Source organism: Pseudomonas sp. LG1E9 (assembly GCF_003290225.1).
Taxonomy (GTDB): domain Bacteria; phylum Pseudomonadota; class Gammaproteobacteria; order Pseudomonadales; family Pseudomonadaceae; genus Aquipseudomonas; species Aquipseudomonas cyclaminis.
In genome coordinates this window covers 4,549,668-4,562,473 of sequence record NZ_CP029983.1, presented here as the reverse complement: position 1 = coordinate 4,562,473, position 12,806 = coordinate 4,549,668, and the positions used below count along the sequence as shown (strand labels likewise).

Here is a 12,806-nt window from a genome sequence, read left to right as displayed (position 1 = left end):
GAATTCTCCCTTCAATGCGTTGTTGATCATGCTGGATCCCAAAAAAACATTATTTAAATGAATAAAAAATATAAAAAATAATAAAATTAGAGAATATTAGCTTATACCAAAACAGCATTATATTTCCCCAACCCATTCCGTTATGTTTGATCGCAACAGCCTACCCCTGACCTCGGATGGTACCCAGCGTAATCAAGATTCTGCGCGCCATAACCGGGTGATCATCCCCCGCAGCAGAATCGTTGGAAGGGAGTTCAACGTATGTTGCCAATTCAACCCCCGCACTCGCCCTAACCCCAAATCGCCGCAACACGCCCAAAAAAACCGAGCACCGCGCCCCGCCGCGTGAGTGCCCGACTTCGCGATTTGGAAAGACAGGCACGCCCATGAAACAAACGCTGAAACCCACCACCCTCCTGACACTGGCCGTCCTGGCCAACGCCGCCCACGCCCAGGACGACAGCACCCTGTCCACAGTGGTGGTCACCGGCAACCGTGGCGCCGAGCAGCGCACGGTCACCAGCAGCCCGGTGCCGATTGATGTGGTCAGCGCCAAGCAACTGCAAAGCACCGGCAAGCCCGGTTTGATGGAGGCGTTGAGCGCGGTGATCCCATCGCTCACCCTGCCGGAAAAAACCGGTTGGGACGCCAGCGGCATTGCCCGCGCTCCCAACCTGCGGGGCATGAGTGCCGCCGAAGTGCTGGTGCTGGTCAATGGCAAACGTCGCCACACCGCGGCCACGTTGAACATCAACGGCATCAACACCGGCGCCGCGCCGGCCGACCTGGACCTGATCCCCATCAGCGCCATCGACCATGTGGAAGTGCTGCGCGACGGCGCCGCCGCGCAGTACGGCTCCGACGCCATTGCCGGGGTGATCAACGTGATCCTCAAGGCCGATACCAGCGGCACGTCGGTGACCAACGCGGGCCTTGGCTACGACGGCAAAAAGCAGACCGTGCAACAAAGCCTCAACAAGGGTTTTGAAATCGGCAACGGCGGCATCGTGCAACTGGCACTGGATGCGCGCAGCCAGAACGATGACAACAAGGCCAGCGCCAACGGCTACACCTATGCCCAAGCCTATGAGCAGGCGGGGCGTTCCACCTATGGCGGCTACGGCACGCCGAAGACCAACCTGCTGACCCTGGGCTACAACGCCGAGCTGCCGATCGACGACGATTTGAGCCTGTATTCGTTCACCACCTATTCGCGGCGCAAGGCCGAGCAGGGGCAGAATTTCCGCCTGCCGACCATCACCAACACCATCACCACCGGGCCCAATGGCTACCCCGGCGGCTACACGCCGACCTGGTACATCGACGAAGACGACTTCCAGGCCGCGTTCGGCGGCAAAGGCACCGTCGGCGAGTGGGACTGGGATTTGTCCACCACTTACGGGCGCAACGAAGCGGAGCAGGGCACCACCCATAACCAGAACCCGTCGTTGGGCGAGGCCACGCCGAACAGCTTTACCTCCGGTACCTGGATCAGCACCGAGCTGACCACCAACCTCGACTTCAAGCGCGGCTTCGATATCGGCCTGCAAAAGCCGCTGGATGTGAGCTATGGCTTCGAGCATCGGCGCGATACCTATGAAGTGCAGGCCGGTGACTACGAGTCCTACGCCAACGGCGGCTACTGCGTGGCGCCGGGCAATTGCGCCTCAAGCGGGGCGCAGGTCACCAACGGCATTTCACCGGATGAAGAAAGCAGCGCCTCGCGCAACAGCCTGGCCAGCTACGTCGACGTGGGTTTCAACCCGGTGCCGGACTGGTACGTGGGCACCGCGTTTCGCTACGAGCATTACAACCAGGGCGTCGGCGCCACCCGCAGCGGCAAGTTGACCACCCGCTACGATTTCACACCGCAATTCGCGGTGCGTGCCACGGTAAGCAATGGCTTCCGTGCGCCGTCCCTGGCCAACAGCCTGTTCAGTGCGCGTTCCACCACCTATGGCGTGGTGGACGGGGTGTATCAGTCAATCAACTACGGCGTGCTGCCCACCGGCTCGGCGGCGGCCCAGGCCCTGGGCGCCCAGGATCTGAAGCCCGAGCGCTCGACCAACTTCAGCCTCGGTTTCACCCTCACGCCCACCGACCGCCTGAGCTTCACCGCCGACGCCTACGTGATCAACCTGCGTGACCGCATCACCCTGACCGGCACCTTGCTCGGCTCGGAAATTACCCAGGTGCTGCAAGGCAACGGCATCACCTCCACCTCCGGCGGCCAGTACTTTATCAACGGCGCCGACACCCGCACCAAAGGCCTCGATCTGGTCGGTAACTACAGCCAGGACCTGGGCCAATACGGCGCGCTGAAGTGGACCGCAGCGTTCAACTGGAACCAGACCAAAATCCTCAACTACAAGGAATCCACCACGATCCTGGGCACGTCCTACGACCTGATGGATCGCCAGGCACGCAACCTGATCACCGGCGTGCAGCCCAGCACCAAGCTGATCCTGGGCGGTGACTGGAGCTTCGGCCGCTTCAACCTCAACCTGGCCTTGACCCGCTACGGCGCCTACAAAGAGGTCAACGTCTCTGCCGACCGCAGCCTCGACCGGGTCTACGCGGCCAAATGGATCACCGATCTCGACCTTGGCTACAACCTCACCAAAGACCTCAACGTGGCCATCGGCGCCAAGAACCTGTTCGACGTCTACCCCAAGAAACAAGGCGTGCCCAGCAGCACCATGGTCAGCAGCTACGGCACCTATTCGCCCTACGGATTCACCGGCGGGTACTACTACACCCGCTTGACCTATGCCTTCTGAGGCCGAGGAATACACCATGCCTATCGTCGCCAAACCCTATGACCTGATTGACCCACCCCGCGTGGTTCGCCAGGCCCGTGTCTCCACACCGATCAAAGCCCTGCGAGTGGTGCCCGCCCGCCATCCGTGGCGTTGGGCCGGGTCGATCTTTGCTGCGCTGGTGCTGCTCGCCATTGCGCATTCCCTGGCCACCAACCCGCGTTGGGAGTGGGGCGTGTTTGGCCAGTGGTTCTTCTCGCCGTCGGTGCTGCGCGGGCTGGGGCAGACGTTGTTGCTGACGCTGCTGAGCACGGTGTTCAGCGTGATTCTCGGCACGGCGCTGGCCCTGGCGCGGCTGTCGGGCTCGCCGCTGCTGGCGGCACTGGCCTGGGGCTACATCTGGTTTTTCCGTTCGATGCCGGCGTTGCTGGTGCTGATCATCCTGTACAACTTTGCCTACCTGTATGACCACATCGTGCTCGGCGTGCCGTTCACGGGCGTGGTGTTTGCCGAGTGGTCGACGGTGGACGTGCTCAGCCAGTTCACCACGGCGGTCCTCGGTTTGAGCCTGATGCAGGCAGCCTACGCGGCGGAGATCATTCGCGGCGGCCTGATCGGTGTCGACGGCGGCCAGCATGAAGCGGCGGCAGCCTTGGGCTTGCCCGCATCACGACGCATCTTCCGGATCATCCTGCCCCAGGCGCTGCGTTCGATCCTGCCGTCGGGGTTCAACGAAATCATCGGCCTGGTCAAGGGCACGTCCATCGTCTACGTGCTGGCCTTGCCGGAGCTGTTCTACACCGTGCAGGTCATCTACAACCGGACCCAGGCGGTGATCCCGCTGCTGATCGTGGCTACCGTGTGGTACCTGATCATCACCACCGTGCTCACCAGCGCCCAGTATTACGTCGAGCGGCATTTCGCACGGGGCACGGCACGGGTGTTGCCGCCCACGCCGTTGCAGCGCCTGCGCGGCTGGCTCAAGGAGAAATCCCATGAGTGAAGCGCGCGCAGGACGTATCCAGATCCAGGGCGTGGGCAAGCGCTTTGGCAGCCAGCAGGTGCTCAAGGGCATCGACCTGACCATCGACCCGGGCAAGGTCACGGTGATTCTCGGGCCGTCCGGCTCGGGCAAGTCCACCTTGCTGCGCACCATCAACCACCTGGAGAAAATCGACAGCGGCCACATCACCATCGACGGTGAATACGTCGGCTATCGGCGCAAGGGCGACCTGCTGTACGAACTCAAGGAACGCGAGATTCTCAAGCGTCGCATCGACGTGGGTTTCGTGTTCCAGAACTTCAACCTGTTCCCGCACCTCACCGCCTGGGAAAACGTTGCCGAAGCGCCTTTGGCCCACAAACGCTGGAGCAAGGCCGAGGCGCTGGCCAAGGCGGCTGAGCTATTGGCCAAGGTCGGCCTGGGGGACAAGGCCGATGCCTATCCGCGCCAGCTCTCCGGCGGCCAGCAACAGCGCGTCGCCATCGCCCGCGCCCTGGCGCTGGACCCGAAGGTGCTGCTGTTCGACGAGCCCACGTCGGCCCTCGACCCCGAGCTGGTGGGTGAAGTCCTCGACGTGATCAAGGGCCTGACCCAACTGGGCGTGACCCTGGTGATCGTCACCCACGAGATCGGCTTTGCCCGCGAAGTGGCCGACCACGTGGTGTTTCTCTGCGACGGCCAATTGATCGAAGAGGGCCCGCCCGAACAGATCTTCCGCCAACCCCGACATCCCCGCACCCAGGCCTTTCTCGGCAAGGTGCTTTAGTTCAAGGAGTGACTGCCCATGTTTATCACCACTGCTCGCGTGGCCTTGTTGGCGCTTGCCGTCAGTACCGCGCAAAGCGCGTTTGCCGTGCAACAGGTCGACCTCAGCCCCGACCGCGTGCGCATCCATGTGCCACGCAACGAGGCGGCTATCGCGCAGATCCCGCCGGGCTTCAAGTTCGCCCAGCCGGGCAAGTTCACCGTGGCCGTGTCCGGCGTGGCCGGGCCACCCCTGGCGCTGCTGGCCAGCGATGACAAGACCACCATCGGCAGCGAAGCCGACACCGCGCAACTGGTGGCTGACAGCCTCGGCCTGCAACTCAACGTGGTGCAGACCAGTTGGGAGGATTGGCCGCTGGGCGTCAGCTCGGGCAAGTACGACGCGGTGATCAGTAATGTCACCGTGACCGAGGCGCGCAAGAAGCGTTTCGACTTCGCCACTTATCGCCAGGATGTGCTGGGGTTTTACGTAAAGGCCACCAGCAAGATCACCGAGATCAAACAGGCCGAGGACATCGCCGGGCTGAAGATCATCGTCGGCTCCGGCACCAATCAGGAAAAAGTCCTGCTGGCCTGGAACGAAGCAAACGAAAAGGCCGGCCTCAAGCCCGCGCTGTTGCAGTACTTCGACGACCAGGCTGCCGCGCAATTGGCGGTGCAGTCCGGACGCAGCGACGCGCTGTTCGGGCCTAACTCGGTCTACGCCTATTCGGCGGCAATCACCGGCGGCATCAAGCGTGTAGGCACGGTCAACGGTGGCTGGCCGTTGCAGGCCGATATTGCCGTGACCACGCGCAAGGACAACGGCCTGGTCAAACCGATCCACACCGCCCTGGAAGGCGCGATTGCCGGCGGCCAATACGAGCAGGTGCTGCAACGCTGGGGCCTGGACGTGGAGCGCGTCGACAAGTCGCTGATCAACCCACCGGGCCTGCCGGATTAAGGAGCAATCGACATGGGACTGACACGACGTGAAGCGCTGTCGAGCATTGCGGCGGTAGGCGGCGAAACAGCCGTCAAGGATGCACTGGCGGTATTGGGATTGGGGCCGTCATCGCACCGCCGTCCGCAACCGTTGAAGTTGAAGGAAGGCCTGGGGCAGGGCACCCGTGTGCTGGTGCTGGGCGCCGGGATCGCCGGGCTGGTCAGTGCCCTGGAGCTGATCCGCGCCGGGTTTGACGTGCAGGTACTGGAGGCCCGCGAGCGGGTCGGCGGGCGCACCTGGACCCTGCGCCATGGCGACCGCGTGGACTACAAGGATGGTCGCACGCAAACGGCGGCTTTCGACCAGGGGCATTACTTCAACGCAGGTCCTGCACGAATCCCCAGCCAGCACCGTACGATCCTCGACTATTGCAGCGAACTGGGCGTACCCCTGGAAGTGCTGGTCAACAGCAGCCATGGCGCACAAGTGCGGCCCGATGTGCAACAGCCGGCGTTCAGCGTCGGCCAGGCGATCAACGATGCGCGCGGGCACTTGTCCGGTTTGCTGGCCAAAGCGGTGCAGCGTGATGCCCTCGATGATGTGCTGAGTGCTGAGGAACGCACGCGGTTGCTGGCGTTTTTGCGGGTGTATGGCGACTTGTCCCAGGAATTGGCCTTCGAGGGCACGATCCGTTCGGGGCACCTTGAGTCTCCCGCACATCCGGGCGCTTTGCCCGCCAGTCGCAGCCCGTTGTCGCTGGACCAACTGCTGCACCCGGAGCTGTGGGGCGCGTTGCTGCACACCGAGTTTCCGGAGTTTTCGGCGACCATGTTCCAACCGGTCGGCGGCATGGACCGCATCACCGACGCCTTCTACCTGCGCGTGCGTGACCATGTGCAGCCAGGTGCCGTGGTCCGCCAGATCCGTCAATTGGAAGACGGCGTAGCGGTGACCTATCACGACCGGCGCAGCGGCCGCGAACAGGTGGTGCGCGCCGATTATCTGATCTCGACCCTGCCGTTGCCGCTGCTGGCCAAACTCGACACTGACTTCAGCGACCCGATCAAAGCCGCGCTGCGCAGCACCCGCAGCGACCAGGCAACCAAAGTGGCGTGGCAATCCCCGCGCTTCTGGGAAACCGACTACCGCACCTACGGCGGCCTGTCGTGGATCGAGCATCCGGCGCGCCTGCTGTGGTACCCGAGTAACGACCTCAACACCCGCGAGGGCCTGCTGGTGGCGGGCTACGTGACGGGCGAGGGCGCCGATGTATTTGGTGCCAAACCCTTCGCCGAGCAGTACGCCGCGTCCAAGGAATCCGTGGAGCTGCTGCACCCCGGCTACTCCAAACACCTGCGCCACCCCCTGGCGGTGACCTGGGAACAGATCCCCTTCAGCGAGGGCCCATGGCTGCAACGCGAACACTTCCCGGCCGACGCCAGCAGCCTGCTCGAAGCCGGCCACGGCCGCGTGTATTTCGCCGGTGATGGCCTGGTGCAAAGCGGGGTTGGCATCTGGCAGGAATCGGCGGCCAACTCGGCGCGGCATGTGATCGCGCAACTGGCCGAACGCGTTACCCAACAACGACAGGTCGCGGCACTCGCCGCCTCTTAAGGAGACACACCATGAGCGACAGCATTCAACGCACCAGCGTCGGCGATTTCCCGATCTCGCAGACGGTCACCGTACCGGCGTCCGCCAGCCTGGTTTTCGTCAGCGGGACCTTGCCGGACCTGGCTGATCCAACGGTTCCAGGGGTGTTTGGCAACACCGAAGCGCAGACGGTTTCGGTGTTCAACAAGCTGCGCCAGATCCTGCGCCAGCAAGACCTGGACCTGGGCGACATCGTGCAGTTGCGGGTGTTTCTGGTCGGCGCCGAAGAGACCGACGGCAAGCTGGATTTCGCCGGGTTGCAGCGCGGGTATACGCAGTTCTTCGGTACGCCGGAGCAGCCGAACAAACCGGCGCGCACGGCGTTGCAAGTCGTCGCGTTGCCCTTGCCTGGTGCGCTGGTGGAAGTCGAAGCCATCGCGGCCCGTACAGCCGATTAAAACTGTGGGACATGGATATCTACACAAACATCAAAGGCTGAATCATCACTCTGTGGTGAGCGGGCACCTGGGGCTGCCGGTGCCGGTGAAGCGGCATACGGCGGCACGGAGTGCGGCGGCTTGAGGATCACCACCATTTCCAGCGGCCCTGTTGTTTCAGAGTCGCGATAACGCCCTTGCGTTTATGCCTGATTTCCAACATCTCTCGGCGCATTTGTCGCTGGCGTTTGCTGTTCAGGCATAGAAGCCCGATCAACGGACTTAGTAAGGCAAGGGTAAAAAGGAGGTGATCGGGGCTGTATAGAATTGTTGGCATTACGAGCAGCAAGTCGATGATGAACACACCAACCTGAAGCCACACCCATCGTGGATAACCATGAAGGACCAAGCTCTGCGCGACGCCGAATAGCACACACGCAATCCCGCCTGTGATGAAGAACGCATCACGGGTCAGTTCATCGGATGCGTGGGCGAAGTAGGTGAGATTCATCAGCGTGGCGGTGCTGGCAATCGAAACGCACAAGGCTATTAAACCGCCAAACAACGCCAGTCTGTGACGAGCCCAAAGAGGACGAGGATCTATAAGGTAAAGGGGCTCCTGGCGGTTCTTCATTCGCTGAACTCTTCGTAGATACCGATGGCCAGCGTCTTGGTGTTTCCGGACATACCGCTGCTGGCGAGGCCCAGTGCTGCTGCAATGGAATCATTGCGATGGGTCGCGATGATTGGTTTTATCTGTGTTGCTGGAATGCGTTTTGGCGCGTTACGTGCGGCTTGCTTGAGCTTGAGGAGCTTGGGTGTCAGGCGCGGGTCTTGGATTCGCAGGAGTTCATTCGTTAACTTTGCCCGTTCCTGTCGACTCAGTCCGCGCAATACTTCTCGTAGTGGTTTACCTGTGACGCGCTTGGACAGGTTGATTACTTTCACCGTCGTTACGGCAGAAGAGGCGACACCAAGTAAAGACACAGCATCCAAAGCTGCCATCATTCCTTCGTACCAAGCAGTACTGTCCAGGTCGTCATTCATCTGCGGATCCCAAACTTCGTTTACCGTTCGATAGACTCCGGCGGCGCACTGGAACAACCCCGCTACTGCTGCTGCAGTGCCAATGAATGAGATAACAACACTTGCGCCACCCGTAAAAGGCATCAAGGCGATTCCGCTGTAAATAACATGCCAACTCAACAGCGCCCCGGTACACGTCACCGCCGTCCTCAAGGCCTCCGCTGCCCATTCCGACTCCCGAGGCTCATGCTTCAACATCCGCTTGAACTCCATCGGCCCCACATACCTCGGCGCTTCCCGCAGCACCAGCTTGATCGGCTGCACCCTGCAAATCGCCTGGAACTCACGCAATACCACCACGTTGAAATCCCCATCGATATACACCACCCCCGCACCGATCAACGCCGGGTCGGCGTCTATGGCGAAGAACAATCGCCGCAGGTCGAGGCTGTTTTCAATGTGTTGGCGTGTGGTGCGGTGGGCTGAGGGGAATCCATCCTTGAACAGGGCGACGGTCATTCCTTAACTCCTTTTTTGGGAGCTGAGAGAGTAAAGACGCTGCAACTGAGATGAATGTCGGAAGCTTCGCCATTTGCAGTCGGGCACTTCCTGAAGCGGTTTTGACGTCTTGTAAGCCCGCTCCCGATTGAGGAAAAGTGCGCCCCACGTCACTTGCGACGTACCACAGGACAAGGAGCCAACATGGCAGTCGATATGTTTTTGAAACTGGGCGATATCAAGGGCGAATCGCGGGACCAAGCTCATCGTGACGAGATCGACATCACCAACTGGGGCTGGGGTTTGTCGCAAACCGGCTCGATGCATTCCGGTACGGGAGGCGGCTCGGGCAAGGCCGACTTTGCCAACCTGAACCTGACCAAACCCCTGGATAAATCCAGCCCCAACCTGATGATGGCCTGCGCCACCGGCAAGCATTACCCCGAAGCCAAGTTGGTGGTGCGCAAGGCCGGTGGAGCCAGCCCGGTGGAGTACCTGGTGATCACCTTGAAGGAAGTCATGGTGGTGTCCTACAGCACCCGTGCTGAAACCGCCGATGATGTGTTGTACGACAGCATCGCGTTGAACTTCGCCACCGTCGACGTTAGCTATCAGCCGCAGAAGGCGGACGGCACCAAGGACGGCGGGGCTGTGAAGTTTGGCTGGAATATTCGGCAGAACGTCAAAGCTTGAGTAGGTGAGCCTCAGGGAGAGCGCTGTTGTTGTCGACAGCGCTGTTTCAATGGGTGCGGTAGAAAGATCACCACCATTTCCAGCGACCCTGTTGTTTCATAGTTGCGATGATGGTTTGGCGTTTGTGGCGCAGTTCGAGAGATTTGTGTCGTAGTTCGCGGCAGCGTTTGCTGTTGAGAACGAGCAGGCCGAGAAGTGGGCAGAGCAGGGCCAGTGCGTACAGATAGGTGTTGGGGCGCCACAATATGGCGGGTAGGGATATCAGCAGGCAAAGTAGGTAGATCGCAACGTTTATCCAGACCCAGTGGATACGGCCGTAGAGCACTTCGTATTTGGCCAGGGCGAATACTGCGCCCAAGCTCGCGGCGCCGAAAAAGCATGTTTTGGCGACAAACTCTACGGGGTGATTAGGCAAATACGTAAGCATCACCAGGATCGTCGTCAACGCGATCGAGAAACACCCTGCCAATGCATCACCTCCAATCACGGGCATGAACCGTTTGAGGAGTTGCCAAGGATCCTCAATAAAGAGTGATGAGTAATATTGACCTTTTATCTTGCGTTGTTGGCTCACAGGTTAACTTCCTCGTAGATGCCCAACGCCAGAGTTCTTACGTTCCCAGAGACTGTGCTGCTGGTAAAACCGAGCAAGGCCGCAGCTATGTCCATTTTGTGTGCGGCAGTTGCACGCTGCATTTGAATAGCGCTGATACGTTTGGCCACATTGCCGGAGGTTTTTTCCAGCTTGAGTAACTTGGTCGTTAGTCTTGGATCTCGGATTTTAAGCAGCTCATTGTTCAATTTTGCCCGCTCTTGCCGTGTCAGGCCTCTAAGCACTTGCCTAGCTGTTTTTCCGGTTGCTTTTGTGGTCGTTGTGACGACTTTCACGGTGACTAATGCCGAGCTGGCAACGCCCATCAAAGCAATACCGTCCAACACCGCTGTTGCGGCCTCATACCACGTCTCGTTATCCAAGTAGTCATTAACCTCCGCAAAGGCTAACTCTGATGCTGTCCGTAGAGCGCCACCGATGCATTGAACTGTACTTGCAACGGCAGCAGCTTTACCGATAAACGAAATTATCGAGCTAGCACCAGCTGTAAAAGGCATCAGCGCAGCCCCACTCGCGATGACCATCCAACTCAACACTACTCCGGTGCACGCAATTGCCGTATTGATAGCTTCCGCCGCCAACCTCGACTCCCGAGGCTCATGCTCCAACATCCGCTTGAACTCCACCGGCCCCACATACCTCGGCGCTTCCCGCAGCACCAGCTTGATCGGCTGCACCCGGCAAATCGCCTGGAACTCACGCAATACCACCACGTTGAAATCCCCATCGATATACACCACGCCCGCGCCGATCAACGCCGGGTCGGCGTCTATGGCGAAGAACAATCGCCGCAGGTCGAGACTGCTTTCAATGTGTTGGCGTGTGGTGCGGTGGGCTGATGGGAATCCATCCTTGAACAGGGCGGCGGTCATTCCTTAACTCCGGAGTGTGCGGGAGTCGAGAGGGTAATGATGTCGTGGAGAAAATTAATGTCGGACGTTTCGCCTTTTCGAGACGGCCACTTCTCGAACCGGTCTGACGGCTTGCCGCCAGGTAAAGGGAGCGCCGTTGCGACGCTCCCCTCGGTGGTTTACTCACCAAACCCGACAATGGCCTTGGTTTCCAGGTATTCCTCAAACCCATGGACGCCGTATTCCCGACCATTGCCCGAGCGCTTGTAGCCACCAAACGGCGCCATCGGGTTCCACGCGGGGTAGTTCAGGTGCACTTGCCCGGCGCGAATGCGCGATGCCACGGCACGTGCCTGTGTCAGGTCCTGGGCCTGGACGTGGGCGCCCAGTCCGTAGACCGTGTCGTTGGCGATGGCGACGGCTTCATCCAGCGTTTCATAGGCGATGATGCACAGCACCGGGCCGAATATTTCTTCCTGGGCAATGCGCATGGCGCTGCCCACTTCGGAGAAAACCGTCGGCCGGGTGTAGAAACCCTTGTTGAACCCCGCCACCCGACCAGGCCCGCCGCACACCAGTTTGGCGCCCTCGTCGAGGCCGGCGTGGATCAGGGTCTGGACGCGATTGAATTGGGCTTCGTTGGCAATCGGGCCCAGTTGCGTATCTTGCGAATTCGGGTCGCCCACGATCAGTGCATTGGCGGTGGCCGCCGCCAGTGCTTCGACTTCGGCCAGGCGGTTTCTTGGCACGATCATGCGCGTCGGCGCGCTGCACGATTGGCCGACGTTGCGAAACGCCGACATCACCCCCAGCGGCACGGCCTTGGCGAAGTCGGCGTCGGGTAGCAGCACGTTCGGGGACTTGCCGCCCAGCTCCTGGGTGACGCGCTTGACCGTAGGCGCCGCCGCCTGGGCCACCAGCGCACCGGCGCGGTTGGAGCCGGTGATTGAAATCATGTCGATATCCGCATGGGCCGCCATGGCAGCGCCCACCTCGGCACCGCTGCCGTTGACCAGGTTGAACACGCCCGGCGGCAGGCCCGCGTCGTGCACCAGTTGGGCAAACAGCAGGGCGCTCAACGGCGACAGTTCGCTGGGTTTCAACACCACGGTGCAGCCGGCGGCGAGGGCGGGGGCGACTTTTGCGGTGATCTGATACAGCGGCCAGTTCCACGGTGTGATCAGGCCGCACACGCCGATGGGTTCGCGCTCGATGGCGGTGCCGCCTTCCACCGTCTGGAAGCGATAGCTGGACAGCAGGTCACGGGCGACCCGCACGTGCTCGGCCGCCAGCGGCACTTGCATCGCCCGGGCAAAACCAATGGCAGCGCCCATTTCCAGGGACAGCGCCTGGGCCAGTTGCTCTTGGCGTTCAAGGATCAGCGCGTGGATGTTCCCCAGCACCTGCGCTCTTGTTTCAGGCGGGGTCGTGGACCACCCGGCAAACGCAGCGCGTGCAGCGGCGACGGCGCGGTCGACATCCTCGGCCGACCCGCGCGCGACATGGGCAACCACCTCCTCGGTGGCCGGGTTGACCACCGGCAGGCTGGCCGCAATGGCAGGGGGAACCCAGCGCCCGTCGATGTAAAACTGCCGGGACGTGTGCGGGTCAATGCTGTAGCTGTTCGAAGGGTGTGTGGTCAT

At 61.0% G+C, this 12,806-nt stretch carries 12 protein-coding genes; 7 read left to right on the top strand and 5 right to left on the bottom strand.

Going from position 1 to position 12,806, the window contains the following annotated elements:
- The first annotated feature begins 386 nt into the window (after positions 1 to 386).
- The 6 genes from DNK50_RS20710 to DNK50_RS20685 are packed head-to-tail and all read left to right on the top strand — an operon-like array spanning position 387 to position 7,503.
- The gene (locus tag DNK50_RS20710; RefSeq protein ID WP_112196076.1) at positions 387 to 2,780 is read left to right on the top strand and encodes a TonB-dependent siderophore receptor; all 2,394 of its coding nucleotides are present in this window, start codon (positions 387 to 389) and stop codon (positions 2,778 to 2,780) included.
- Positions 2,781 to 2,796: 16 nt separating this feature from the next.
- A complete protein-coding gene (locus tag DNK50_RS20705) occupies positions 2,797 to 3,762 on the top strand; it encodes an amino acid ABC transporter permease (RefSeq protein ID WP_112196075.1) in 966 nt (321 codons plus the stop codon).
- Positions 3,755 to 4,528, top strand: a complete 774-nt coding sequence (locus DNK50_RS20700; protein ID WP_112196074.1) for an amino acid ABC transporter ATP-binding protein — start codon at positions 3,755 to 3,757, stop codon at positions 4,526 to 4,528. Before DNK50_RS20705 ends, DNK50_RS20700 begins: the two co-directional genes overlap by 8 nt.
- A gap of 18 nt (positions 4,529 to 4,546) precedes the next feature.
- Positions 4,547 to 5,470, top strand: coding sequence for an ABC transporter substrate-binding protein (locus DNK50_RS20695; RefSeq protein WP_099586549.1), 924 nt, complete (start codon positions 4,547 to 4,549; stop codon positions 5,468 to 5,470).
- A gap of 12 nt (positions 5,471 to 5,482) precedes the next feature.
- Positions 5,483 to 7,066: an FAD-dependent oxidoreductase gene (locus DNK50_RS20690; protein WP_112196073.1), complete on the top strand. Its 1,584-nt coding sequence runs from the start codon at positions 5,483 to 5,485 to the stop codon at positions 7,064 to 7,066.
- 11 nt (positions 7,067 to 7,077) lie between these two features.
- Complete coding sequence (locus DNK50_RS20685; RefSeq protein WP_112196072.1) at positions 7,078 to 7,503, top strand: RidA family protein; 426 nt, start codon at positions 7,078 to 7,080, stop codon at positions 7,501 to 7,503.
- 127 nt (positions 7,504 to 7,630) lie between these two features.
- On the opposite strand, the gene DNK50_RS20680 is transcribed toward DNK50_RS20685, so the two are convergent.
- Both DNK50_RS20680 and DNK50_RS20675 read right to left on the bottom strand, forming a co-directional pair.
- The gene (locus DNK50_RS20680; RefSeq protein ID WP_256592885.1) at positions 7,631 to 8,116 is read right to left on the bottom strand and encodes a hypothetical protein; all 486 of its coding nucleotides are present in this window, start codon (positions 8,114 to 8,116) and stop codon (positions 7,631 to 7,633) included.
- Entirely contained in the window at positions 8,113 to 9,027 is a 915-nt protein-coding gene (locus DNK50_RS20675; protein WP_112196071.1) for an NAD synthetase, read from the bottom strand. The genes DNK50_RS20680 and DNK50_RS20675 overlap by 4 nt, the downstream gene beginning before the upstream one ends.
- A gap of 183 nt (positions 9,028 to 9,210) precedes the next feature.
- On the opposite strand from DNK50_RS20675, the gene DNK50_RS20670 reads away from it, so the two are divergent.
- The gene (locus tag DNK50_RS20670) at positions 9,211 to 9,699 is read left to right on the top strand and encodes a type VI secretion system tube protein Hcp (RefSeq protein WP_112196070.1); all 489 of its coding nucleotides are present in this window, start codon (positions 9,211 to 9,213) and stop codon (positions 9,697 to 9,699) included.
- A 67-nt stretch (positions 9,700 to 9,766) separates the two neighbouring features.
- Here the strand turns inward: DNK50_RS20670 and DNK50_RS20665 are convergent, their stop codons facing one another.
- The 3 genes from DNK50_RS20665 to DNK50_RS20655 form a co-directional block, all read right to left on the bottom strand.
- A complete protein-coding gene (locus DNK50_RS20665) occupies positions 9,767 to 10,273 on the bottom strand; it encodes a hypothetical protein (protein WP_112196069.1) in 507 nt (168 codons plus the stop codon).
- Positions 10,270 to 11,184 (bottom strand): NAD synthetase, encoded by a 915-nt coding sequence (locus tag DNK50_RS20660; RefSeq protein ID WP_112196068.1) that lies wholly within the window; start codon positions 11,182 to 11,184, stop codon positions 10,270 to 10,272. Before DNK50_RS20660 ends, DNK50_RS20665 begins: the two co-directional genes overlap by 4 nt.
- A 158-nt stretch (positions 11,185 to 11,342) precedes the next feature.
- Positions 11,343 to 12,806, bottom strand: a complete 1,464-nt coding sequence (locus DNK50_RS20655) for an aldehyde dehydrogenase family protein (RefSeq protein WP_112196067.1) — start codon at positions 12,804 to 12,806, stop codon at positions 11,343 to 11,345.